Source organism: Siphonobacter sp. (genome assembly GCF_048595215.1).
Classification (GTDB): domain Bacteria; phylum Bacteroidota; class Bacteroidia; order Cytophagales; family Spirosomataceae; genus Siphonobacter.
On record NZ_JBMDWJ010000106.1, the window covers coordinates 12,940 to 38,476 of the forward strand.

A 25,537-nucleotide genomic window follows, 5' to 3' on the forward strand; every position below is an offset into this window, starting at 1 on the left:
TAATAATTCATTTTATTGAATAAATCAACCTGCTTAACCTTTTAATCTATACGCTTATTTTAGCAAAAATCAGTCCTTAAAGAAAGGAGCACTCGCCAGTACTTACGGCAACAAAGATGCTCGTTTCTCCAGTTTACTACGGGTCTTATTTTCAAGAATGATAAAAGGAATTTTTGTATTCCAATGCGGTTGAACGTGGGGTAAATTACGAAAGCCTTTTGAAAAGTTCCCAAGCACTAAATCCGTATCACCGTCACCGTCCCAATCTTTGGCGTCCATACAAATCCAGCGACCGTAAGTCGTAACTGGGAGCGAGTAAGGCTGAAAATGTAAAGGTTGGGTTTGTTTGAAGTACAAAAAGTTCTCCTGCGGGTGGTGTTGAAAGTCCGCAAAGAAGGCAATCGTAGCCAGATCGACATCGCCGTCTAAGTCAAAATCTTCGGCTAAAACTTTGGTAGCTCCGTTAATGGGATAAAACCAGTGTTGCCGGAATTTAAAATTTCCTTCATTCAGGTAGATATACAATCCATGATACGGCTTTAAAATCCGAGAATAGTCACTATTATCTCCACTGGTATAAATCAGGTCTAATTTTCCGTCTTTATTTAGGTCCACTAACTGAAAACTACTCGATCCGGCCAAGGGTAAAAATCGCAACAAAGGGGTGGATTTAAACCCACCCTTCCGATCGTTTTGAAATAACCACAGGCCTTCATCAGCATGGGCAAACAGGACGATGGCATCGGGCCAACCGTCCGCGTTGAAGTCTCCCACCTCAATCTGCGTAGCTCCGGGCTGGGCCGTCAGTAGTCGGGTTTCATAGGTTTCATCGGCTCGCTGGCTAGTCAGGTACAGCCCCCCCTGCGTATGTCCGAAGCCGGCAATCATCCAATCCGTACGTCCATCGCGGTTGAAATCGCCCGAAGCCGTGTGAATGGGTCGGGGCATTTGTCGGGCTAGTACGGTTTGGTTGGGACCCTTTCGGTGAATCAGACTTCCCGCCCACTGATCCTGAGCCCGCATGGTACCGATGCTGGTAGCGAATAGCTCCGAGTCAGAACGAACGAGCAACTGTACTACTGGAGCCGGAAAACGAACCGAATCGACCCGATTCAAATCCTGATCCCATTGTACCACCATCGCGTTGGTAGCCTGAGCCGAGTACACCCGGTCTTTTTCCAGATGCACCATCAGCGTCAGAGCCGTAGCGGAATCGGCGGGAGCGGGCTTAATGGCGAACAGGGAATAGTCATTGCTGACCGGAACTCGCTGAGCAGGCAGTAGCGTATCGGGAGCGAACTGCCTGAAATAGTCTACCAATGTCAGCCATTCTTCGAAAGGTAAGGCCGCGTTTGTTTCGGGATAATATTCACCACGGGCGGTGGTGCCAATTCCTAATTTGGGAGCCATGGCGGGCAACACCTGCTCTAACCAGGTTTGCCGGTCAAGTAATGCCGGGCGAACGGACAAGTGGCAGGTACTACAATGCTGGTCTACTAATCTAGCCCCTTTTTCGGCCAGCAAACTAGAGCCTGGCCGACAGTAACTGAGTATCAGGACCAGGCTCAGCCAGCTCGCTAGCCAGATTATCCATTGAGTAAGTAATCGAATCATACGTTACCGCTGGGCTAGCGAAGCCGATAAGCCGGTTTTGAGTAGTAACCAGGAACCTACTTTTTTGCCCTGTTCCGTACCGCGTTTGCAGGAAAATTCGTAATGGATTCCGCCGTACATCCGGCTGATGCCCGCCTGTTCAGCGGCTTCCATGAAGGAATGAAAACTGCGTTCGCCGTGGCCGTATTCTTTCTCCGTCGTATCGTGAAAGGCAAAATTTGCTCCGTACAACTGGCTCAGCACCGAAGCCGCCGAAGCAGAGATTACGCTATGGCCGGAGGTGTATTCAGGAAAAGGAGGCGTTTGTAAATACGACTCCCAGCGAGGATTCAGGAACTTATCAATCACGGTCACGGGTCGCAGGTATTCACTACGGTACTTCTCGTCCCAGCAACTGATAAAACCGTCTAATAAAGCCGAAGCCGTCAGGGCGTACCCCTGAGCCGATTTCACCCAGTTGGCTTGGGTTTGGCGAGCCGCCAGTCCTGCAATGGCCATCCAGTGTCCGCCGGGTGTCATCTTTTTCCGGCCAATCATCAAATGGCCCGAATGCTGGGATACAAACGGATTGTCATCCCAGAAACGGGCAATGGCTTTTTTCTCCTCATCCAGTGCATTTCCCGTTTCATAGACCTTGACGACCTCTTTCCAAAACGGACTCTGCGAATTGCGGCTATACGGATAGGGCCGTTCGGGCTTAAACTGACTCGCCGAATCCATCCCCATCGGTGAAATGAGTCCCCAGTAGGGTTCGACAGCATCGGAATAATCGGGCGGTGTTGGCAGCCATTTGTCTTCAATATCCTGTTTGATGCTGTACCGTTCCATACCCCGGGTTTCCTTGTAATGGTCTTTTGCTGCCCGCTCCATGATCTTCTTCGCAATTTGCTCACCAAAAGCGACGGAGCGTTCGTAGGTTGGCTCGTCCACGGAAACGCGGAAACGTTCCAGCAGCTGAGCTTCAAATTGTCGGATGGTATCTTTGGAAAACGTCAACTTCTCAGCGACGAAACAAAAGGCCTTTACCCCGGCCAGCGTGTAGGCGTACGACTGGCCCGCCTCGGGTTTCGGCATGGCTGGAAAACCGTTGAGATGCTGGGTCAGTGAAGGCTGGCTGGGGTCTTCGAACCGTCCGGCCTCGTAAGCGGCCAGAGCAGTATACGTGTAAATTCGACTGGCTACGGGCGGGGAAAAGATGTCGTACACGATGACATCGGTCAGTTTCTTGACGCAGCTATGTACACTTTCCGGGCTTTTGGGGTCCAGCGTTTGTACCCGTGACGTAGACTGGCAGGCCGTCAGTAAGCCCCCCAACAGCATCAACAGAAGAAATAGTTTGCAATGATTCATAGGTCAGGATTTGAGGGAGTTACCAAAGCTTACGGGAGCTACCTTTGGCAGAAATTGCCTGGGCGTGAACCACTTGTGGATTTTTCAGTAATAAGGCCGAAGACTGCGAATAAAACGAGGAGCCCAGGGGTACTTCCATGCGTCGGGACTGCTTGTTTCTCAGCGTCAGTACTACCGTTTCATCCGTAGGAGACAGTCGAACGACGGGCTGGGGCTGGCGAAGCCGAAAACACCGCAGACGATCCCGGTTTTGCGTAGCCATCAGGCAGTACTGCCCTTTCGCATCCAGAAACTGAACCAGTCCCTTGGCATCGCCCGGAATCAGTAGTCCACTTTCAGTCGGCGATACCGCCCGGAAGTTACCTTGCCCGTTGCCTAGTAACAACAACCCTTGAAAAGCATCGTAACGGCCCATGGTTAGCTCATTGCCATAATCGTTTCCGGCCAGCAGCACGTCCAGATTGCCATCGGCGTTAAAATCTTCGATAACCAGCCCAAATACCGGAGCGATCTGAGCCAGCGTCGGCAGCGGTTTTACCACGAACGTACCGTTTCCCTGGTTTTCAATATAGCTTGATTTGGAATAATTCGCCTGCAATACTAGAGCATCTTTTCGTTCCTCCGCACTCAGGAACTGGTCCATCGTCAGGGCAGCGTAGGTTTTGTAATTGGGAGCTTTGGCCCGCGTACCAATCAGCTGCTTCACCATGTCATCGCGTACGTGGAAGGGGTATTCCTGATAGCTCCCCCCCTCTTTTTCCGGATAATACACGCTGGGAATTACATCATAACTACCGTTTTGGTCAAAATCTTTCGCGTACAGGCGGGCGGGTCGCTGCTCAGAAACCCGCAGCAGATTGTTTTCACCCAGATTTCCTGCGATGTAATCGATGTCGCCGTCGTTGTCGAAATCTCCCGAACTTAGTGAATTCCAGAAACCTACGTAGGATTCCAGCCCCGTATTCACCCGAGCCAACGCTCCTTTTGTATTCTTCAGTAAGGTCAGAGGCATGTACTCACCGGCGAGTAATAAATCCGGCCAGCCATCCCGGTCCGGATCGGTCCATAACGCATCGCACACCATGCCAATGTTGACCAAGGCCGGAGCCAGCTGCGGCGTTACGTCGGTGAACAACACCTTACCCTTTTGGGAATCATTTCTCAAAATGCGACAGGAAACTGGTTTCGGAAAGGCTTCCGGTTCAACGCGACCACCCACGAACAAATCCAGATCTCCGTCGCGGTCAAAATCAGCGGCTTTCACGCAGGAGCCACTGATTCGCTCGGCGGGCAAGGCACTAAGGTTTCGCTGGAAACCTCCCTTACCATCATTGAGGTACAAGCGATCCTGAAAACTTTCGCTGCCGGCGTGGGCTTCACCTCCCCCACTGACAATGTACAAATCCAGATCACCATCGCCATCCGCATCGAAAAGTAAGGTACCCGCGTCTTCTGACTGCTTGGCATCACCCGAGGGATCCGCCTGGAGAGGCATCGGTTGAAAACCGCCCGTGGCTTTTTGGAGCAGGAAGGTTCCCTGCTGTCTTCGCGAACCGCCCATAAACAAGTCATCGAGGCCGTCACCGTTGACATCACCTACGGCAATGGAAGGTCCAAACTGTGAAAATTTGTGGGGTGCCGTTTTCTGCACGTTGAAGTCGATGTAATCCCGTTCGGTATGTGTATAGGGAATGGCCAGTGTGTCGTCAATGGCTTCAAACAGCGTAGGCCGTGGGGCCGGAGTATTGCGTTTCTGATGAGCATTTCGTACGTCGAGAGTTACGACCTGATCGACGGGCAGGTTACGAAGCGTTTGGGAACGTCCATTGGGCCAAGTAACGGTTAATTCCCGAACACTGGTCTGCTTGCCTAATCCGAAATGCCCCGCCGCTTCCATACTCGACAGATAGCCGCGATAGATGGTGTGCTCGTACACCTGCTGCTGATCTTCGCCGTAGCGGATCTCCACCTGGGCTCCCAGGCCCATCGGATTCTGACCCTCGCCTTTGAATTTCACCCTAAGGAAATGATGATCTTTCGTTTTGTTTTCGGTCAGATTGTTGCGGTACACAAAAGCCGAATCGTTGATATTGCTGACCACCCAATCCAGGTCACCATCATTATCCAGATCGGCGTACGCAGCCCCGCTGGAAAAGGTCGGTTGGGTTAACCCCCAGGTTTCGGCCTGATTGGTAAAGGTCAGGTTTTGATTATTCTGAAACGCGTAATTACGGATTTTCACCTGTGGAATTTCGTGCAGCAACAAATCCGAACCCGCGATGGAACCCACATCGGCCCGATAGGCCACGAAGTCGTGATCCGTAATGTCTTTCGGATAGCCGTTTGTCACGATAATGTCCCGGTAACCGTCCTGATCAAAGTCGGCCACCAGTGGCGTCCAGCTCCAGTCCGTTTCCGCCACGCCCGCCAGCATGGAAATATCAGAAAAGACCGGACGACGTTTGCCTGATGCGTCCGGAACCAGCCCCTGATTTAGCTGTAACGTATTGCGAACATACTGGTATTGATACCCAAAAATTTCGTTGTTGATGTAGGTCTGGTAACTAGCCGGATTTAGAAACATTTTTTTCCGGTAATTGTCTTCGGGCAGCATATCCAGAGCGATGATCTCGGGCTGACCGTCATTGTTCAGATCGGCAATATCCATCCCCATGGCCGAGGCACTCGTATGCTTCAGATACTCCGCCGAGCGATCCGTAAAAGTTCCGTCCTGATTGTTAATCCAGAACAGGTCATTGCTGATGTAATCGTTGGTTACGTAGATGTCCTTCCAGCCGTCCTGATTGATGTCGCAGATATTCAGGCCCAGTCCATATCCCTCAATCGTGATTCCGGCTTCTTTCGACACATTTTTAAACACGGGATGACCCAAAACCGGATCCGTCCCTTCGTTTCGGTACAGTCGGTCGGTGTTAGAGGCTGAACCGTCCCGGTGTTTATAATGAAAATTATTGGGATGCCGCTCGGGCTCCATTTCGTTGGTTAATACGTACAAATCCAGGTCGCCGTCATTGTCGTAGTCAAAAAAAGCCGCATTGGTCGAATGACCGCTGTCGGCTACGCCATAGACCTGGCCCATTTCCCGAAACGTAGGCGTCCCCCCAGGCTTACAGGTTTGGTTGATGTACAACAGATTTTCCCGCCGTTCGGGACTCTTACTAACCGTCGCACAGACGTACAAATCCAGCCAGCCGTCGGCATTAATGTCCACCACGGCTACCCCCGAGCACCAGCGACCTTGGCCCTCTACACCCGCTTTTTGCGTAATATTTTCAAAACTCAGATGGCCCTTATTCAGGTACAACTGATTAGCCACCTGATTACCCGTAAAGTACACATCCGCCAGACCATCGTTATTGAAATCGCCGATACCTACGCCCGCACCATTGTACGTGTACTCAAAATCGAGCACATTGATGGAATCATTTTCTACAATCCGGTTGGCAAAGGTGATGCCCGTATCAGCGGCGGACAGGTTACTAAACAGCGGTTGATCACAAGCCGTAAGGCCCCCCAGCAGTCCGGCTAGTCCAACCCAAACGGATAGTTGTTTCATTCGTAAAAAGGTCATTCAGGAAATAGTGCCAGGTTAGGAATGGATAAAACCCCGCGAATGGAAATCCGCGGGGTTGAAGGGTTTGGTCTAATCAATAGCCGGGATTCTGCTTCAGTACGTCCCGTCCCTGCAAGTCGATCTGAGCCTGCGGAATGGGCGAGTATTCATCCTGATTGGTGGTGAATTTCGCTCCACCCAATGCACCCGATAATTTCCGGCCTTCGTAGGTGAGGTACGCATTAAGTTCCGTAGCCGCCGTTTTCCAGCGAACCAGATCAAAGAAGCGATGGCCTTCCCCCGAGAGCTCCAGTTTGCGTTCAAAACGAACAGCGGTACGAGCCGCCGCCTTGTCGGTCCAGGCCGTATCGTACGTGCCGATCACGTATTTGGCAGCGTCGGAGCCGTTGCTTCGTTTCACAAAACCCGCCGAATTGGCCGCCCGTTTGCGTACCAGATTGACATACTCGCGAGCTTTTTCCAGCGATCCCACTTCAATTTCGGCTTCGGCTGCCATCAACAATACATCCGCGAAACGGAGGATGGTGAAGTTGATGGCCGTGTAACCGGGCGTCCAGGAGCTGTTATCCTGTAAAGAACCTACGTCTGACTTGTAGTACACGTATTTTTTCGGAGAATACGGTCCGCCGTAGGACTGTTCCCGAATCCAGTCTTTGCCAGGAAAGTCCTGCCAGTCGAGGTACGGAATACCCCGGCGGCCAATCGAGTGATCGATTCGCGGATCGAGGTTGCCCGCGTCGGGAGTGAAGCTCTGGCTGGTTTCCAGACCCATGTCCGTTTTTACCTCATTTCCCGAATTATTATACGATCCATCCAGCAATGGCAGTCCCTGGGCAGTGGTACGGAAAGAATTGGCCAGCTCAAAGCTCGGCTGGAAAAAGCCGCAGCAGTTACCCGGACCAGCCGTTCCCGTATTGTAGGGGAAGTTCAGGTCAAATTCCGGGTTCGCGTTATTGACGTTGCCCGTATTGGCCGCCGCCTGAATGGCAAAGATGGATTCTTCGTGGTTGTCATTCGAGGCCTTGAAGATGTCGGAGTACTTGGCTACCAGTCCGTATTTCTTGCCATTACTGGTTTTACCATTAGCAATGATCAGGTCGTACAATGCTTTCGCCTCACTGAACTTGGACTGGTACATGTACACCTTGGCTAAGTACGAAGCGGCCGCCCACTTGTTGGCCCGACCTACGGATCCCTGCGTTTCCGGCAGGTTTGCGTAGGCATACTTGAAATCCTCTTCAATTTTAGGCCAGAGGTCGGCGTTGTTGGGCACTTTTTCGATTCCCGTTCCGTAGTCAATGCTCTCATCGACGTAGGGCGTATTGCCAAATTCCCGCTTCAATTCAAAGTAATAATGGCCCCGTAAAAATCGGGTTTCGGCGGCGATTCGCTTCTGGTCCGCTTCGGGAATGGCAGAACCCGCCTTCGCCATGATTCGCAGTACTGCGTTGGCTCGGGCCACGCCTTCGTAGTTCCCATTCCATTTTTCCTGCACCGGCACGCTTGTCGTAATCGTTTCAAAGCGTTGGATCGGATTGAGGTCGGTGTAATCCCCTGGGTTAGTACCCTTGTTGGCATCCCCACCCCGAATACTACCCCAGACCCAGTTGCTGGCACTCGCCATCCGCGTACCCCGTCCGTTGAGCTGAGCGTAGACGGCGACGAGCTGTCCATCGAGTCCCTTGGTGGTGGACAGTTGTGAATCCGTCAGTGCACCCGTCGCTGGAATTTCCAGAAAGTCGTCTTTACAAGACCAGACCAGGGCGGTTGCGGCCAAAACTAGGGCCGTCAGTGCAGTGCGTTTCTTTGTTAAGAGTTGTATGGTATCACTCATCATAGTGTTCGATAAGAATGGTTTTCCTTTTGTTACCAGAAGGTTCCCGATTAAAAAGCAAGGTTGATACCGGCTACCCAACTACGGGTTACGGGGTAGTTTCCAACGTCAATACCGAAATTGGTATCGGCGTTACCCCCTACGGCCGGGTCCAGACCCTGATACTTGGTTATGGTAAAGAGGTTATTTGTCGAAACGTAAATTCTCAGTTTCTGCATCCGCAGCTTACTCAGCGTGGGTGCGGGCAGCGTATAGCCTAAGGAGAGGTTCTGTAAACGCAGGTACGAACCATTTTCTACGTAGAACGAGTTGGATTGCGTGTTGGTAGAGAAGTTCGACGCACTTTCGAAAATGGGGATGCTGGCATTCAGATTGTTGGGCGTCCAGGATTCTTTCACCCGTTCGCTGATGGCTGCTCCGGCAAACGAAGGATAGAAATCCGTAAACCACTTCGATACGTTGAACACTTTGTTACCCAGTGACGTATAGAGATAGGTTACAAAATCGAAGTTTTTGTACCGCAGAGTCAGATTCAAACCACCCACAAACTTCGGTACTGGGCTGCCCAAATAAGTACGGTCATCGGCATTGATTACGCCATCGTTGTTAAGGTCCTGGTAGCGGAAACGTCCGGGACCGGCACCATCTTGTTGCGGAGCCCCATCTACTTCCGCCTGATCGCGGAACAGGTTCGTTACTTTATACCCGTAGAACGAGGAGATGGAGTAGCCCAATTGGTTACGGATGGGATTGATTCCCCGGAAACCTGGGTTCACCGAAGTCAGGTATTTGAGTCCCTGAGCCAGCGAAACGATTTTATTGTCCAGCCAGCCCGCCGTTACATTTACTTCGTAATTCAGATCGCTGGTAATTTTTCCCCGATTGATGATTTGCAGGTCAATACCCTGGTTCCGCATCTGACCTGAGTTTACGTAGGGCAACTGAGCGGAAGAACCCACTTCGGCAGTAACGGGAACCTGGAACAATAAGTCTTTCGTATTTTTTCGCCAGAGGTCCAGAATCACATCCAGTTTACCATCGAACAACGTGGCGTCAAAGCCAATGTTGGAGGTAACGCTGCTCTCCCATTTAGCAAAAGGGTTCCCGATTTGCGAGCGGTAGTAACCTTCGAGCGTACTGGAGTTGGTACCGTTCAAATCGTACGCCGATTGACCCAGGTTGGTCGCGTACAAGCTATACTGGTTGGTGGGGTTTACGTTGTTCGAGTTACCCATGATACCCCAGCCTCCGCGAATTTTCAGATCCTGTAGAAAGCCGACATTTTTCAGGAAAGGTTCTTCCGAGATTCGCCAAGCGGCTGAGAAGGCGGGAAATACCCCAAACCGATTAGCGGCAGCGAATTTAGACGAGCCATCGCGGCGAACCAGACCCGTCACCACGTACTTCCCTTCGTTGAAGGAATATTTCAGGCGACCAAATAAGGAGTAGAACGTAGCTCCCCGGTACAAGTCACTGTTAGCCACCCGCGAGGATACGTTGGTGATTGTAACATAATTTTTATCAATCGAGAATGGACTCTGACCGGAAGTACGGTTTTCGCGACCCGCTCCCGTATTCAGTGCCTCCTGTCCTACCAGTACGTCGACATTATGCAGACCAAAGTCTTTTTTGAAGTTGGCCGTGTTCGTAAACGTCCAGGCAAAGTTGAAGCCGTAGGTTTCATTGTAGCTGAATGCTGAGTTGTTTTCCGAGTTTTCGTACTGACGACGGTTGTAACCCCAGTTACTATAACCCGTATAACTTCCCCCAATGCTACTCCGCAGGGTTAAATTTTGGATGGGGTCAAATTCAAGGTACGCATTGCCGAAAGCACTGGCACCAAAGCCCCGGTTGTCTCTCTGACCATCCCGCGAGGCCACGGGGTTACGGGGGTTGTTGAAGCCCTTCGCCGCCGTACCCGCATAACCCCCGAATACGTCGTAAATGGGAATGATGGAAGGCATCCGGAACGCCGAGAGAATATCGTTTTCATCCGCGGAAACCCCGGCTCCACCGTTTCCTCCCGACTGACCGAGCACCTGCCGGTAGGTAGCCTGGAAGTTCTGACCGATGCGAAGGTTTTTCAGCACATCGAATTCCGTATTGGCCCGTATACTATATCGCTTGAAATCGTTGTATTTCAGGATACCCGCTTGCGTCTGGATACCCAGGCCTACGTAGTAACGGCTGGATTCAGTACCACCCGAAAAACCCAGCGAGTGCCGCATCAACGGAGCCGTACGAGTGATGGCTTTGTACCAATCGGTGCCTTGTCGGTTGGTGGCTACCACCTGATAAATATCGCCTGCATCAAAATTGACATTGTATTTGGCCCGTTCCGCGTTCAAATCCAAGTTGCCCACGACGCCATAATTCTTTCCTACCATCAAATAGTCCGGAATAACGGGGTTTTCTCCATTCCCAAACTGCGGGTGAGTCCATTCGTCATCGCCCACCTTCCAGCCATTGTTCCGGTACGCATTCCAGGTCCAGTTGGCGAAATCCGTAGGATTCATCATTTGCTGTCCTTTACCGGGATCCGTCAAGCCAAATAAGCCATCATACGTAACGGTTAATTTCCGAGCCTGTCGCTGACCTTTCTTCGTCGTATACACAATAACCCCGCTAGCCGCCCGGGCTCCGTAGATAGAAGCGGAGGCCGCATCCTTTAATACGGTAGTCGATTCGATATCGTCGGGATTTAGAAATTCGGTCGAGCTGGTCGGTACCCCATCAACGATATACAAGGGCTCGTTACCGCCAAAGGCACCAAAGCCCCGTACCCGTACCTGACTGGTTGTACCGGGCTGACCATTGGTGATAACGGTTACCCCCGCTACCCGTCCCTGCAATTGTTGCTCGACGTTACCAGAAGGCGTTACGGTCAGATCTTTGGTTTTTACGGTGGAAACGGCTCCGGTCGTTTCCCGACGGCTATCCGTCGTATAACCCGTAACCACTACTTCATTCAGCGAAGCGGCTTCTTCCTGAAGCGTGACATCGATACGCGTTTGATTACCGACGACGATTTCTTGCGTTTTATAGCCGACGGCCGTAATCAGCAATACCGCATCCGTTGAGGTGAGGGTTACCGTAAACTCGCCGTTCGTGTTCGTATTGGCTCCGCTGGTGGTTCCTTTTATTAACACACTGGCTCCGGGAATGGGTTGGCCCGATGGCTCTATAATCTTACCCGTCACTTGACGGTTTTGAGCCCAGGCTTCTCCCATCCCACTAAATAATCCCAGAAGAGTGAGTATAAATACTACCCTTCCTAACTGGTATAAGTGGTTCATCATGGTAATTGTATTAGGGTTTTGAAGCTTTACTTCACAATTTTATCCAATTATTCAACACAAGCAACATGAATTTTAAAATATTTCTATAATTAATTATACTATACCAATTTATAATCATTCTTTGTAAGATAAAATCGTATAAAACGTCGACGTATCGTCTAAAAGTACCAACCTAACGATTGCTTTAAAACTTACGTATACTATCGTTATTACCTTAAAAACCAGCAAACAATCCTTTATATGTATTGAATGATGTTCTTTGATTCAAATCAATAATAATAGGCAATGTACAATTTTAGCTTTTATTAACATTCGTATCTACCACAAATTGGGGGAGCCTGTAGGATTCGATTACTAGCATAAGGTTAGAAACCTAGTATACGTTGACTCCTATACGTACCTCAGGTGGGAACGTGAGGAATGAATAAATGAATAGGACCTAATGCTCATTCCTGATTAAAAAAGCAGAACTTTGCGGTAGGAATTGTGCAACCCAGGGTTGTACCTCAATGATCGTTTTATGATTTCTGTAGGAAAAAAAAATACACTGACGGCCCTCCGACTCACCAGCGTAGGCATGTTTTTAGGCAATGGTGAAGATGAATTACTTCTACCCAACAAATACATTCCGGAAGGACTGGAAGAGGGAGATGAGATCGAAGTATTTGTGTACCGTGATTCGGAGGACCGGCTCATAGCCACCACGCTGCAACCGTATCTGGAGTTGTACGAGTTTGGCGTACTGAAAGTAAAATCGGCTGGTAAATTCGGGGCTTTTCTGGACTGGGGACTGGAGAAAGATCTGCTGGTACCCTTCAGCGAACAACTGCATCCCTTGCAGGAAGGTGAATCGGTCGTGGTGGCACTCGTACCAGACGTGGAGACCGACCGCCTCATCGGTACCTGTAAAGTGGGTCAGTATCTAGAGTACGAGCGGATTCCCTTTGCTCCCGGCGATGAAGTGGACCTGTTGATCTACGAACGAAGTGACTTGGGCTATAATGCCATCATCAATAATCATTACCGGGGTTTGATTTACTACAACGAGGTATTTCAGCCGCTGACCATTGGCGATAAAGTAAAAGGGTATATCAAGCAGGTACGGGTTGATAAATCGATTGACCTTTCTTTGCAACCTCAAGGGTACTACCACAGCATTGACGTCAATACGGAGAAAATTCTAAAGACGCTACAGGACCAAAACGGCTTTCTGTCACTTACCGACAACAGCGACCCTGCCGTGATTTATTCAACGCTGCAAATGAGCAAGAAGGCCTTCAAAAAAGCCATCGGAGCCTTGTACCGGGAGCGGGTTATTCGCCTCGAAGAAGACGGGATTTACTTGAATTGAGTTTTCAGTGGTGGCGGTTCGTTTTGGGTTTGGAGTTTTGGGTTTAGAATGGCCTTAGTTGTTTAGGATTTAGAGTTGGTACGGTATTGCGATTGCGTTGTAGCATTCGTTTCTACACTTGTCTACTCCCGAAATTGGCTTTCTGTATATGCAATGCTGCAAACCTTTTGAATGACTGGATCGGTTACTCATGAAATGATAAAAGGCTAGCCTGGATTGATCCGGGCTAGCCTTTCTTTATACGGGTTGTAACCTCCTTATTCTTCGATGACAAACGTATGATCGCCTGCTCCTACTTTGTAGCCTTCACTCGGCTTCGTTACCGTTACCGGCTTGCCCGCTAAGGTTACTTTCTTTCCTTTCAGAAAAACAGAAGCCGTACTGTTGGCCGGAATACTAACCTTGTATTCGACGGTTTTACCGGTCCGTTTCCAGGAAGAAACAATGCGACCATACGGGCCCTCGTGCTGAGCTTCGAATTGCTCCAGTCCAGCTACGAAGTTGGGGCGTAGTAGTACATTTTTAAAACCCGGCTGCGTCGGATCGGGCTTGATGCCTCCCAGCCCTTTGTAAATCCAGGCCCCGATTTCCCCGAACATGATATGGTTGAGTGAAATATCGGACTTGGCCTGAATGTCCCAGTTCTCGTACAAGGTCGTGGCTCCATTTTTAATCCACCAGCCCCAGGAAGGATATTTTTCGTTGGAAGCCAGCATGTACGCTACGTCCGCATGGCCATTTTCGCTCAAGGCATTCAAAATGGCTTTCGTACCCAATAAGCCTACGTCCAGGGCATTGCCATCGGCTTTCACCCGTTTTGCCAGATTGTCGGCTACTTTGGCTTTCAGGTTTTCGGGAACCACACCCCACTGCAAGGGTACGGCCAGTTCTGTTTGCAGGCCAGAGCCATACATACCTGTTTGGGAATTGAGGTATTTAGCATTGATGGCGTCCTGAATTTTCTTTGCCAACGCAGCGTATTTGGCCTGATCTTCCGTTTTGTTGAGTAACCCAGCCCCTTTGCTTAGAATCGTAGCATCAACGAAATAATAAATACTCGACGTCAGCTCAACGGGCGACTTGGATTTTACCGGTACCCAATCGCCCAGGCCCCAGGTCGTCAGGCCCGAAGGAGCGATTTCCGTAATATGATCGACGTAGCGTTTGATGTTTTCGTAATTGTCAGACAGCGGCTTGGTATCGCCGTAGAAGAGATACAGGTTCCAGGGAATGACCGCAATGGTACTCGTCCAGTCTGGACCGTTGGCCCAGTCGTAGCCCCAGCCGCTGGTTGGGATGATGGCTGGTAATACGCCATTGGCCTGCTGCTCGTCGCGATGATCAGCCAGCCATTTTTCGTAAATGGTAATGCCATCGAAGCTGTAGAGTCCCGTTTCGATCGCGATTTGTCCATCGCCCGTCCAGCCGTTTTTCTCCCGTTGGGGGCAGTCGGTCGGGTACCCAAACAGGTTCGACAAGTACGCGTTATTCGTGGCCGACCAGATTTTATCCAGCGTCGGATTCGAGGACTGTACTTGCCCTACCGGCGGCACATCGCTGTGCATGAAATAAGCCGTCAGGCTGGCGGGCGTCAGTTCGAGATCCCGATCCTGCGACGTAACTTCCACGTATTGAAAACCCTTGTAATTGAAGCGGGGCATGAAGGTATCTTCCCGGCCACTCAGGGTTACAATATCGGTCTGGAAAGGGTCCTGATTATCGGTGGGACGATAGTGGGCGTCGATATTCGACAGGTCAACCCGACCGTTTTCATACAACCGTTCACCGTGTTTGAGCCGGACGACCGTACCCGATTTCCCCTTCACTTTTAATTCACTAACGCCCGCAATGTTTCGACCCATATTATACACCCAGGTCGTATCATTAAGCCGTACCAGCGAGGCCGTCCGGATTTCTTCGACGTTGCGAATCGGGTGCAGGGCCTGAGCTACGATATGCTGCGAAGGAGCGGGTCGATTCATGACATTTTTCCACTTCGAATCGTCAAAATCTGCCGTATTCCAGCCGGCCTGTTCCAACCGGGCATCGTAATGCTCGGCGGTGTAGATACTATTGAACACAATCGGACTCAGGGCTGTTTTCCAGGACGTATCACTTGAGATCGTTTCCGTACTGCCATCTTCGTAGGTCACCCGTACATCCAGACAAAACGAGGGGCGACTCCGCCAGGGAGCCTGATCGAAATACCATACCGCCGTTGACTGGTGGTTGTACCAGCCATTGCCGAGCAGGATACCAATGGCATTTTTCCCTTCCTGTAGCTGTTTGGTTACGTCATAGGTCACGTACAGGGTTCGGCGATCAAACCGCGTGTACATGGGATCCAGGCGGTGATTACCGACTTTTTGACCGTTGATAAAGAGTTCGTACAGACCAGCGGCTGCCACATACGCCCGGGCCGAACGAATCTTCTTCGTCGTCTGGAAGGCTTTCCGAAAGTACGGAGCGGGTTTAATTTTAATATCGCGGGAATCAGAAATCCAGGAGCCCTTCCAGTTGAGCTGGTTCATCAGGCCCGTTTCAAAACTCGCTACTGAGCTCAGGGGAGCGACTTTTCCGTCCTGATCCCAGAGTACCACGGCCCAGTAATATTTGGTGTAGGGGTTCAGAGCCGGCCCCTTGTATACGGCTTGATTCAGACCGGAAGGAATTTTGCCCGATTGCCACAGGGCCGCTTTCTGTACCTGCAGAGAATCGGTACTCACAAAAAGCTGATACGCCGTTTGCCGGGCTCCGGGCCTTGAATCCTGCATGTGCCAGTTGAAGCGAGGTTGCGGAGCATCGATCCCCAGCGGGTTTTTCAGGTGCTCGCAGGTAAGATTTCCGCCTTGCTGAGCGTACAGAAACGTAGAACTACCAACCAGAAGGGTTGTTAAAAATGATTTCATAGGCAAGAGGACGTACGATTAAACTTCCGCAAGGTAACGTGTTTTAGGAGTAAAGCCGTACCGTACTTTCGGCGTGGCCAGTTAATAGGAAAGCCCGAAAACGAATTTTCGGGCTTCATGCATGATTTTAAGTACCGTATTCTATTTACTCGGAATAAATTCCAGATTGGCCGACTGAGCTTTGCCGTCTACTTGTACATTGCTTTGCTGTAACGTCAGGCTGTTACTGCTTAACGTGACCAGTTTAAAGGCTCCGGCGAAACCACTCACGTCGATATCTACCACCGTTTCGTTTTCTTTCAGATACCACGTTCCACCGTTGAGTACCTGCCCGCTTTCATTGAGAGCCCGTACGCGGTTATTGGTCTGAAACTGAATGGACATGGCATAAATAGCATCCGTAAATACCCCCAGGCGGCTTCGGTCGATAACTTTACCATCCACGTCGGTCACCCGGTTGAGTTTCCAGGGCGTATTGATCAGCATGTCTTCTTTGGCAGAAGTTGCTGGCTGGTCGGGGTCTTTTTTGCAGGAAACAAAGGTAAAGAGCACCAGGCTCAGTAATCCCAAAACGAGTGTTTTCATCATGAGCGTTGGAAAGAAAGACGGTGACTGACGCCGTACTAACGTTCAGTCAAAAGTAGGGATTGCCTTTCCACTCTGCAAAAAGTGCCGTTATTTTGTTGCATTAAACCTAAATCTATCGGCTTGAAATCCATTTCCGTCATTCGTCTGATTGCTTTTTGGGCCCTGCTGAACAGCTGCTTTCTTTCCGCCTTCTCGCAGAATTGTCCCGCTCCCGCGTTTCAGCCTTCCACGCAAAATGGAGTCATTAACTGGCAGCAATTCCCGGATTTCACCCTGCCTTTCACGCTGATTTATAGTGGACCGCGGTTGAACGATACTCAGCAAACGCCCTTGCGTAAGGGGTTTACTCACCTGGCGGCCTTTACCGGAGCAGACGGCAACCTGCCCAGGGCCAACCGAGCCTTGTTGTGGTACGGCACCGCTACGGGGATTGGTCAACCCTGGGATGTACTCGAATCGCCCTGGGCCAATGACCTCAACCGATACCGCGATAAATGGGCGGGCGAAATGCGAGCCTTCGCCAATTTGTTTAACGACTCGCGGGGGAAAGCCTTTCCGGAAGCTGATATCCTGATGGCTGATATTGAGCGGCATTACAATACCAACGATAGTATTCTCAGTCTTAAACGCCGTAATCTGGTTCCGCCTTCGTACCTCCAGCTCAACGATGCGGCCTTTCTGACCCGGTACCAGCGGGATATGCAGAATTTGTACGCGGCTCCCCTGAATTACCTCCGGGAAAATGGCCTGAGTACGTCGACCAAACTCACCGCCTACGCCGATACGCCCATCCGCAATACGTTTCTGAATATCGACGGAAATAGCTGGCAGGACTGGACCAGCAACGTCGAACGCATCCATTACCTGACCAAAGACACGTTAACCAACACGGTGGGTGGTTCCTTCTATAACCGGCAGGATTTCCTGCTGCCCTCGGCGTACTACCTCTACGAGTATCCGAATCCGTATGCGGGGAATTATCTGGCGTATCTGCTTTTTCAAGTGGAAGCCAATAAAGCCTGGTCTTCGAAAGACATTATTCCGATTGTGTGGCTACGCTATACGGGGAACTGGATCAATCAGCCCATTCGCCCCTGGATGGCCGAAGCCACCGCCATTTTTCCGTTTTTTGCCGGAGCGAAAGGCTTATGGCTTTGGGAAAGTCCGGGTAACTCGGGCACGAATGAGAATCTGGCGAATTACGAATATTTCGTTCAGGGCCTGTACCGCATTTCCCAGTTTAAGGATTTCTTTACGGGAGGAATGGCCTACACCCCCAAATCCGCCCGCGATCACTTTGCGGATCAGGACCCTATCTGGCGGGGCATCATTAAAAACAACCAGATCCTGATTGCCGCTCACAATCCCTACGCGGCAGAAAATGCGACTACTACAATTACGGCGGAGGTCGGAAACTGGAAACAAACGCTCACCTTACGCGGTCGGGAAACGCTCCTGTGTACCTATGAGCTGCCCGAATCAGCGTTGAGTCTGCTGGATTTTAAACCCAGTCCCAATCCGGCTTCGAACCAACTTACGCTCGATATTTTTTCTTCACAGAATCGCAGCGTCCGGGTACAATTGGTGGCCTTGTCGGGCCAAACCGTACACGAGCAGTCGGTCAGCCTTGGGAGTGGTTCCACTGCCCTACCACTTTCCGTACAGAATCTGGCTCCTGGCATGTATTTAGTACGGCTCTGGGACGGAACTCATTCCGTTAGCAAGCGGATTGTCGTCCGTTAATTTCCGAGGACTCGTCAGCGGAACGCTGTCACTTCTCGATTTTTTTACGCTTTCATCTACCTTCTATTGCCATGAATCGCCTTGTCCACGAAAGTTCTCCCTACCTCCGTCAGCACGCCCATAACCCCGTCGATTGGTATCCCTGGGGGGAAGACGCCCTGCGAAAAGCCCGTGAAGAAGATAAACCCATCCTGGTTTCGATTGGCTACTCGGCCTGCCACTGGTGCCACGTCATGGAGCGGGAATCCTTCGAGCAGGAGAGCGTAGCCCGGCTCATGAACGAACATTTCGTTTGTATTAAAGTAGACCGGGAGGAACGCCCCGATGTGGACGCCATCTACATGGACGCGGTTCAGGCCATGGGCATTCGGGGTGGCTGGCCGCTCAATGTGTTTCTCATGCCGGACGCCAAGCCTTTTTACGGCGGAACGTACTTTCCGGCCCGTAATTGGATGAGCATCTGCCAGCAAATTGGCGAAGCGTTTCAGACGCAGCGTCAGGCTCTCCAGGATTCAGCGGAGGGATTTACCCGAAACATGCATTATTCGGAAACGGAAAAATACGGGCTGCCCGTACCGACGGGCCTGCCGGTTGACTTCACCCCGGAAGAACTCAAAACGACGTATACCAAACTGGCCGCTTCCTTTGACGTCGAACGCGGCGGTACGAACGGAGCTCCCAAGTTTCCGATGCCCGTCATCTGGTTGTTTGCCCTGCGGTATTTCCAGCAGACGTACGAGCCGGACACCATAAGAGCCGTACGGCATACGCTCGATCGCATGGCCCTGGGCGGTATTTACGATCAGATTGGCGGCGGATTTGCCCGGTACTCCACGGATGGCGAATGGTTTCTACCCCACTTCGAGAAAATGTTATACGACAACGCCCAGCTTCTGAGCCTGTATTCGGAAGCCTGGCTAGCGACGAAAGAGCCGCTGTACAAACGGGTCGTGTACCAGACCGTCGAGTGGTTACAGCGGGAAATGACTCATCCCGAGGGCGGTTTTTATTCGGCACTGGATGCCGACAGCGAGGGGGAAGAAGGCAAGTTTTATACCTGGACGAAAACTGAAATTCTGGAAATTCTGGGTCCGGTCTGGGGTGAACTGGTGTGCGACTACTTCCAGGTGACCGAAGAAGGCAATTATCACGAGGAGTCGAGTGGTCATGCCACGGGCAAGAACATTCTCTTTCCCCAGCGGACGCTCGAATCCTTTGAGCAGGAGCACGAATTGATTTCCGGACAAATGGACGGTCTCTTCGAGAAGTTACGGCAGGTTCGTGATTCGCGTATTCATCCGGGTCTTGATGACAAGATTCTGACTTCTTGGAACGGGCTTATGCTGAAAGGACTCGTCGATGCGTACCGGACCTTTGGCGAAGGGGAATTTCTGGCTCTGGCTTTACAGAATGCTCAGTTCATTAAAGATCGGCTACTAGAGGACGGACAGCTTTTTCATTCCTACAAAGAAGGACAGGTCCGTATTCCGGGATTCTTGGAAGATTACGCCGCTGTAGCGGATGCCTTTACTCATTTATACCAGGCCACGTTTGATGAAAGCTGGTTACGACTAGCCGAACAGCTGGCAGACTATGCCATTTCGCATTTTTGGGACGAAGCCGACGGTCTGTTTTTCTTTACCGATCGTACCGTTTCAGATGCGTTGATTGCTCGTAAGAAGGAGTTGTTCGATAACGTCATTCCTTCGTCCAACAGTATCATGGCGACGGCTTTGTACACGCTCAGTTTGCTGCTCGATCGGCCCGATTTTGGCGAGCGTTCCCATCAGATGCTGCAAAAAGTCAAAGGGCTATTAGCGAGTAATCCGGAGTTTTTACCGCACTGGGCCAGTCTGGCGAGTTATCACAGTTCACCCACCGTTGAAATCGCGATTGTGGGTCCATTGGTACAGGAATACCGTCGGCAACTGGAATCGAGATACTTACCCAACAAGGTGCTTACGGGGGCTGAGGAGTCCGGCACCCTCCCACTGTTACTACACCGCGACTCAACCGAGGGTCGCACCATGGTGTATGTGTGCTACAACCGGGCCTGTCAGCTTCCCGTGGATTCGGTAGCGGCGGCTTGGGAACTCGTAGGATAGTTGCTGGTTTTTAGTTGATAGTTGTTGCATGTAAAAAGGTAGTAGAGGCCTATCTTATGAGGTCTTTACTACCTTTTTACATGCAGCTTACTTATCTTAAACCCTTTCTTTAGGTGCCCAGCGGATTTTTGCTGGGTTGGGATTCGCCGTCACTTTCCGTGTCGGCGTTAATTTTTTCCGTAATCAATTCTTTTTCTTCCGAGCTGGCTTCCAGTTCGTTTTGCTCCTGCTCCTGTTCGGCTTTGGGATTATACGCCAGTTTTATAAACATCGGGAAGTGATCCGACTCGATACTAGGCAGCCGCTGGAGCTGTAGTAATTTAAAGTCCGACGAACAGAACACGTGATCGAGCGGGAAACGCAGAAAAGGAATCTTTGCGTGAAACGTACTGTAAAATCCCCTGCCCCGCCGGGGGTCTAGCAAGCCACTGGTTTTTAAAAAAAGATCCGTCGTATAGCTCCAAGCCACGTCGTTCATGTCTCCCGCCACAATCACTGGAATATCCGATTGCTTGGCTTCCCGTCCTACCATCAATATTTCCTTATCCCGTTCGGTTGATCGTGGGTTTTCCTGCGGTACGGGAGGGGTTGGGTGCAGGCAATACAGTTGAATGGGCTCGTCGGAACGCAACCAGACTTTGGCATGAATGGACGGGATGTCCTCTTCCACCAGAAATTTCACCGAAGCATCCGTCAGTTTCAACCGCGAGTACAGCAACATACCGTACGTGTTGTCAATGGGTTTGAGTACCCGGTGCGGATACGATTCGTGCAAGGGCCGCATTTGTTCGGCCCACCACTGGTCCGTTTCGGCCAGCAGAACAATATCCGGCTCCATCCGATCAATCAAACGCAGTAGTTTCTCCGATACCCGATTGTACTGATAGACATTCGAAATCAGCAGACTGAGGCTACGGTCGGGATTGGTCTCCCGCTGACTCAACAACTGCTTTCGAGCCAGAAATGTATACGGAAAGAGTTGATAGAAAAGATAAATGAGATTCAAACCCAGTACTCCCAGGGTAATCCAGGTCAAGGGCTGTGAGGTTTCCCCCCAGAAGGCCCAGAGCACAATCAAGAGTAAAGTCAGCACAAATTTCTGGCTGCGGGGATACTCGAAAACGCGAAAAGTCCAATGATCGCTTCGAATTAGGGGGATGAGCGAAAAAAGAACGATTACGTAAGAACCAATGGTTAAGGCAATTGACATATACTTAGAAAATACGAGCACGGCAGTTTGCTCTTGGGGTTAATCGTTCTTCTTTAAAAAAGTTTAAAAATTCGTTAGATAACTCTTTCTATGTCAAAGCAGAGTTGTATTTTACCCATGTTTTAGTTACTCTGTCACGCTACCTCATTTACCTCATTCTTTATGAAAAACTCCCGGCGTACCTTTCTTCGAAACATGGGCGGCTCGGCGGCGGCTCTCTCAATGGCGTCCTGGATGCCGCTTGAGGCTCTGGGCTCGGCTTTCTCCCCCAATGATACGATTCAGGTCGGGCTCATCGGAGCCGGCATCATTGGTCACTTTGATGTGGATACCATTCTGCAGGTGCCCGGCGTAGAGCTGGTAGCCGCTTGCGATTTGTACGATCCCCGCCTGGTACGAGCGAAGGAAAAATGGGGTAACAACCTATTTACGACCCGTGACTACCGCGAGATTTTATCCCGTCCGGATATCGACGCCGTCATTGTGGCGGTTCCTGACCACTGGCACGACCACATTTCCATCGCCGCTCTGGAAGCTGGCAAGCACGTCTATTGCGAAAAACCCATGGTTCATCACATCGAGGAAGGTGCTGCCGTAATCGCTGCCCAGAAGAAGTCGGGTAAAGTGTTTCAGGTGGGCAGTCAGGCTGCCAGTTCGGTAGGTGTGCTCGAGGCTCAAAAGTACATAAAAGACGGAGCTTTAGGAGAAATTTCTTTCGTCGAAGCCACCAATGATCGCGTGGACGCTTTGGGAGCCTGGCAATATACCATTCCTTTTGACCTGGACCCGCAACAGGTGGACTGGGATCGTTACCTGGGCGATGCTCCGAAACGGCCTTTTGAGGCCAATCGCTTTTTCCGCTGGCGAAACTATAAGGAATATGGTACGGGGGTGGCGGGTGATTTGTTCGTCCACTTGCTTACCACGCTGCATACCATTACGGGCTCGACGGGACCGAACCGAATTTTTGCTTTGGGTGATTTAAATTACTGGAAAGATGGCCGCGACGCCTACGATCTGGTAACCGGCGTGATGGATTATCCGAAAACGGATCAACATCCATCCTTTCAGTTTTTCACACGAGTGAATCTGGCCGATGGCGGGGGTGGTTCCCACCGCAGCCGGATAGTTGGAACGGAAGGTTCGCTGGAATTAAACGGAGATGGTTTCGTGCTGCGTCGTTTCAAACGCCCGCAGGCTCCGCCTTTCAGCCTCAACTACGATGCCCTAATCACCTACCCCAAGGCGATGCAGGAAGCCTTTTTGAAGGAATACGACGCCAAATACCCCAAGGATAAGTTTAGTCGTGGGGTCGAAAAACAAACCGATATTGTCTTCAACGCTCCCGAAAAGTACAACGCCCGGCTGTCTCACATGGAAGTATTCGTGAAAGCTATTCGAGAAAACAAACCGGCCCTGGTTAGAGAAGATGCGACGTTTGGCTTGCGGGCAGCAGCCCCGTCACTGGCCTGTAATTTGTCGGTAGAAAAGAAAAAGCCCATTGCCTGGGATCCTGATCAAATGAAAATTGTTGGATAAACCGAGAAGCCACTCCCGAGGGCGTGGCTTTTCTTTGTTACTATGAAAGATCGAATATTAGTACTGGTTCGGCATGGTCAATCCGAATGGAACCTTGAAAATAGATTTACGGGTGAAGTAGATGTGGAGCTTACCACGCACGGTCGGGACGAAGCCCGGCTTACGGCGTTAAAGCTCAAAACCATTTCTTTTCAGGTTGCCTTCACCTCAGCCCTAAAGCGGGCTCAGGAAACGCTGGACATTATCCTTGAAGATATTCAGCAAACGTCCATTCCCGTGCATCAGTCGGCGGCGTTGAATGAGCGTAACTACGGGGATTTGCAGGGATTTAATAAAGCCGAAACTGCCGAAAAATACGGTATCGAACAGGTGGCCTTATGGCGAAGAAGTTACGACGTAGCCCCGCCCGGTGGCGAAAGTCTGAAAATGACGCAGGAGCGGGTGCTACCTTACTACCAGCAAGCAATTGTACCCTGTTTGCAGCAGGGGCAGAATGTACTCATCGTGGCTCACGGCAATAGCCTGCGGTCGTTGGTGATGGCTCTCGAACAGTTAAGTGAGCAGGCCATTTCGCAGGTAGACATTCCAACGGGTGCCCCCCGCTTTTACCATTTCGATGAACACATGCAACTGATCAAGGCCGATTACCTGACCGAATCGCATTAAACCATTACGGAGCTTAACGTTCTGTTCAAAACCGCTTTGAGGTCTTTTTCCACAAAGGGTTTATTCAGAAAGTCGTTCATACCCAGTTTACTGTACTGTTCCTGCTCTTCTGCGGTAATCTGGGCGGTGAAGCCGATAATGGGAACGGAGGCTTTCTTGCCATCACCGTGGCTCCGGATTTGCCGCGTTAATTCGACCCCGTCCATGACTGGCATCTGAATATCCGTGATGATCAGATCAAAGGGATGGGCGTCGAGTAGCTCGTACGCGGCCTGGCCGTTTGTAGCTTGCTGGAAGGTTACATTTTTCTTCTTCAAGATGGTACTGAGCAGTAGCAGGTTCATCTTGTTATCATCAACGATGAGTACTTGTTTTCCCTGTAATAACTCATGAATTTCACGTTCTTCGTTGGGGATGGTTTTCATTTCTGGTTGGGTGGTTGATTTCATTGGAATTTCAACTGAAAAAGTGGAACCTACCCCTACTTCACTCGTTACTTTAATACTACCGCCCGCTAGTTCCACAATACGTTTGCAAATCGCTAAGCCCAGGCCTGTACCGACCGACCGCTCCACTTTTGAATCGTGTTCCAACTGCTGAAAGTCATTAAAAATAATCCCTAGATTTTCCTTCGAAATACCGATTCCCGTATCCTTAATCTGAAAACTCCAGAGTACCTGATCCCCCATAATTGGGGACAGAGAAGAGCTTAAGGTTACCGTACCTTTCGTAGGGGTAAACTTGATGGCATTGCTTAATAAGTTCATCAATACCTGCTTCATTCGAAAGCCATCGCCTAGCAACGTAGCTTCCGCATTAAAATGCAATTCGGTACGTAAAGTAATGTCCTTTTTATCGGCTTGAATACCAAGCATTGACCGCATTTCCTGACAAATGAGGTAAGGTTGAAAAGGTTTTTCACTTAATTCAATCTTGCCACTTTCGAGTTTTGAAAAGTCCAGAATGTCGTTAACAAGCGTCATCAGTATTCCCGAAGACGAACGAATGGCTTCCAGTTTGGGCTGTTGTTCTTTCGGCAACTCCGTTTTCACCATTTGCTCCGAAAAGCCAATAATGGAATTAAGCGGTGTCCGGATTTCATGACTGATGGTAGCCAAGAAATCACCTTTCATTTTGGCGTACTTCGTTACTTGTCTACTGTACTGTAACAAGGAAATTTCATTTTTATAGAGTCGCCAAATAGTGTACAGGATACTGCACGTCAGGAAGAAAATGATGGCAATACTGCCTTGGGAGAGTAGATTCAGTTCCTGGACGTCCGTAAGCGTACCCGCCACCAGTTGCTTTCGCTGCTGTTCGGCTTCTTCTTCTTCACTTTGCTTCAGGCCAGTTAGTGTTAGTTGAAGTTTCGAAAAAATCAGTCCGTTCAGACGCAGTAATTCTTTTTCCGTTGCGTTTAATTCCTTTCGGTACGCCAGCAAATCCTTGTAATAATTGTCCATCGCTTTCAGATTCGTTTCGTACATAGCTGTGGTTTCCTCGAGTAGAGAATCCGATTTATTTTGCGTCGATGAAACTTTGATCTGATTGTTATACGAATTTTTATTACTGATTGCTTCGGCCAAACGACCCCATAGTTTTTTTCGGGAGCGTTCCTGCGTCACTTTAACTGAGTCGACTTTTACGACTTGCTCCGAACGTCTGACTTTTACCTTGGGTTTAGGCACCAGAATTGGTTGTTCTTCTCGAATAGCCATTTCCTTCGTAGAAAGA

The 25,537-nt window shown here is 50.3% G+C and carries 14 protein-coding genes; 5 read left to right on the plus strand and 9 right to left on the minus strand.

What is annotated here, in order from left to right:
- Nucleotides 1–102: 102 nt before the first annotated feature.
- The 5 genes from ACOJTG_RS06120 to ACOJTG_RS06140 form a co-directional block, all read right to left on the minus strand.
- Nucleotides 103–1,614: an FG-GAP repeat domain-containing protein gene (locus ACOJTG_RS06120; protein WP_420153000.1), complete on the minus strand. Its 1,512-nt coding sequence runs from the start codon at nucleotides 1,612–1,614 to the stop codon at nucleotides 103–105.
- Between the two features lie 3 nt (nucleotides 1,615–1,617).
- Nucleotides 1,618–2,964, minus strand: a complete 1,347-nt coding sequence (locus tag ACOJTG_RS06125) for a vanadium-dependent haloperoxidase (protein ID WP_420153001.1) — start codon at nucleotides 2,962–2,964, stop codon at nucleotides 1,618–1,620.
- A 19-nt stretch (nucleotides 2,965–2,983) separates the two neighbouring features.
- Nucleotides 2,984–6,541 carry an FG-GAP-like repeat-containing protein gene (locus ACOJTG_RS06130; protein WP_420153002.1) on the minus strand — a complete coding sequence of 1,186 codons (3,558 nt, stop codon included), beginning with the start codon at nucleotides 6,539–6,541 and terminating at the stop codon, nucleotides 2,984–2,986.
- Nucleotides 6,542–6,632: 91 nt separating this feature from the next.
- On the minus strand, nucleotides 6,633–8,393 hold the full coding sequence (locus ACOJTG_RS06135) for a RagB/SusD family nutrient uptake outer membrane protein (RefSeq protein ID WP_420153003.1): 1,761 nt from the start codon (nucleotides 8,391–8,393) through the stop codon (nucleotides 6,633–6,635).
- Nucleotides 8,394–8,443: 50 nt separating this feature from the next.
- A complete protein-coding gene (locus ACOJTG_RS06140) occupies nucleotides 8,444–11,692 on the minus strand; it encodes a SusC/RagA family TonB-linked outer membrane protein (RefSeq protein WP_420153004.1) in 3,249 nt (1,082 codons plus the stop codon).
- 520 nt (nucleotides 11,693–12,212) lie between these two features.
- Between ACOJTG_RS06140 and ACOJTG_RS06145 the strand changes: the two genes are divergently transcribed.
- Nucleotides 12,213–13,043: a S1 RNA-binding domain-containing protein gene (locus ACOJTG_RS06145; RefSeq protein WP_420153005.1), complete on the plus strand. Its 831-nt coding sequence runs from the start codon at nucleotides 12,213–12,215 to the stop codon at nucleotides 13,041–13,043.
- A gap of 257 nt (nucleotides 13,044–13,300) precedes the next feature.
- Here the strand turns inward: ACOJTG_RS06145 and ACOJTG_RS06150 are convergent, their stop codons facing one another.
- Together ACOJTG_RS06150 and ACOJTG_RS06155 are read right to left on the minus strand one after the other, a co-directional pair.
- The gene (locus tag ACOJTG_RS06150; protein WP_420153006.1) at nucleotides 13,301–15,952 is read right to left on the minus strand and encodes a family 78 glycoside hydrolase catalytic domain; all 2,652 of its coding nucleotides are present in this window, start codon (nucleotides 15,950–15,952) and stop codon (nucleotides 13,301–13,303) included.
- A 141-nt stretch (nucleotides 15,953–16,093) separates the two neighbouring features.
- Nucleotides 16,094–16,540 (minus strand): hypothetical protein, encoded by a 447-nt coding sequence (locus tag ACOJTG_RS06155; RefSeq protein ID WP_420153007.1) that lies wholly within the window; start codon nucleotides 16,538–16,540, stop codon nucleotides 16,094–16,096.
- A 120-nt stretch (nucleotides 16,541–16,660) separates the two neighbouring features.
- Here ACOJTG_RS06155 and ACOJTG_RS06160 point away from each other — a divergent pair, with 120 nt between their 5' ends.
- Together ACOJTG_RS06160 and ACOJTG_RS06165 are read left to right on the plus strand one after the other, a co-directional pair.
- Nucleotides 16,661–18,283, plus strand: a complete 1,623-nt coding sequence (locus ACOJTG_RS06160) for a T9SS type A sorting domain-containing protein (protein WP_420153008.1) — start codon at nucleotides 16,661–16,663, stop codon at nucleotides 18,281–18,283.
- A gap of 71 nt (nucleotides 18,284–18,354) precedes the next feature.
- Nucleotides 18,355–20,388 carry a thioredoxin domain-containing protein gene (locus ACOJTG_RS06165; RefSeq protein ID WP_420153009.1) on the plus strand — a complete coding sequence of 678 codons (2,034 nt, stop codon included), beginning with the start codon at nucleotides 18,355–18,357 and terminating at the stop codon, nucleotides 20,386–20,388.
- A 109-nt stretch (nucleotides 20,389–20,497) separates the two neighbouring features.
- Here ACOJTG_RS06165 and ACOJTG_RS06170 read toward each other — a convergent pair whose 3' ends face one another.
- Complete coding sequence (locus ACOJTG_RS06170) at nucleotides 20,498–21,598, minus strand: endonuclease/exonuclease/phosphatase family protein (RefSeq protein WP_420153010.1); 1,101 nt, start codon at nucleotides 21,596–21,598, stop codon at nucleotides 20,498–20,500.
- Between the two features lie 162 nt (nucleotides 21,599–21,760).
- Here ACOJTG_RS06170 and ACOJTG_RS06175 point away from each other — a divergent pair, with 162 nt between their 5' ends.
- Nucleotides 21,761–23,137 carry a Gfo/Idh/MocA family protein gene (locus ACOJTG_RS06175; RefSeq protein ID WP_420153011.1) on the plus strand — a complete coding sequence of 459 codons (1,377 nt, stop codon included), beginning with the start codon at nucleotides 21,761–21,763 and terminating at the stop codon, nucleotides 23,135–23,137.
- 42 nt (nucleotides 23,138–23,179) lie between these two features.
- Nucleotides 23,180–23,803 (plus strand): 2,3-bisphosphoglycerate-dependent phosphoglycerate mutase, encoded by a 624-nt coding sequence (locus tag ACOJTG_RS06180; RefSeq protein WP_420153012.1) that lies wholly within the window; start codon nucleotides 23,180–23,182, stop codon nucleotides 23,801–23,803.
- On the opposite strand, the gene ACOJTG_RS06185 is transcribed toward ACOJTG_RS06180, so the two are convergent.
- The coding region (locus tag ACOJTG_RS06185; RefSeq protein ID WP_420153013.1) for a response regulator at nucleotides 23,800–25,537 on the minus strand (1,738 nt) is incomplete at its 5' end. The genes ACOJTG_RS06180 and ACOJTG_RS06185 overlap by 4 nt on opposite strands.

What these genes read in the sequence shown, in the direction of transcription:
- ACOJTG_RS06145 (WP_420153005.1), top strand. Translation starts at nt 12,213, where the DNA reads ATGATTTCTGTAGGAAAAAAAAATACACTGACGGCCCTCCGACTCACC.
- ACOJTG_RS06175 (WP_420153011.1), top strand. Translation starts at nt 21,761, where the DNA reads ATGAAAAACTCCCGGCGTACCTTTCTTCGAAACATGGGCGGCTCGGCG.
- ACOJTG_RS06125 (WP_420153001.1), bottom strand. Translation starts at nt 2,964, where the DNA reads ATGAATCATTGCAAACTATTTCTTCTGTTGATGCTGTTGGGGGGCTTA.
- ACOJTG_RS06180 (WP_420153012.1), top strand. Translation starts at nt 23,180, where the DNA reads ATGAAAGATCGAATATTAGTACTGGTTCGGCATGGTCAATCCGAATGG.
- ACOJTG_RS06130 (WP_420153002.1), bottom strand. Translation starts at nt 6,541, where the DNA reads ATGAAACAACTATCCGTTTGGGTTGGACTAGCCGGACTGCTGGGGGGC.
- ACOJTG_RS06135 (WP_420153003.1), bottom strand. Translation starts at nt 8,393, where the DNA reads ATGAGTGATACCATACAACTCTTAACAAAGAAACGCACTGCACTGACG.
- ACOJTG_RS06150 (WP_420153006.1), bottom strand. Translation starts at nt 15,952, where the DNA reads ATGAAATCATTTTTAACAACCCTTCTGGTTGGTAGTTCTACGTTTCTG.
- ACOJTG_RS06120 (WP_420153000.1), bottom strand. Translation starts at nt 1,614, where the DNA reads ATGATTCGATTACTTACTCAATGGATAATCTGGCTAGCGAGCTGGCTG.
- ACOJTG_RS06165 (WP_420153009.1), top strand. Translation starts at nt 18,355, where the DNA reads ATGAATCGCCTTGTCCACGAAAGTTCTCCCTACCTCCGTCAGCACGCC.
- ACOJTG_RS06170 (WP_420153010.1), bottom strand. Translation starts at nt 21,598, where the DNA reads ATGTCAATTGCCTTAACCATTGGTTCTTACGTAATCGTTCTTTTTTCG.
- ACOJTG_RS06140 (WP_420153004.1), bottom strand. Translation starts at nt 11,692, where the DNA reads ATGATGAACCACTTATACCAGTTAGGAAGGGTAGTATTTATACTCACT.
- ACOJTG_RS06155 (WP_420153007.1), bottom strand. Translation starts at nt 16,540, where the DNA reads ATGATGAAAACACTCGTTTTGGGATTACTGAGCCTGGTGCTCTTTACC.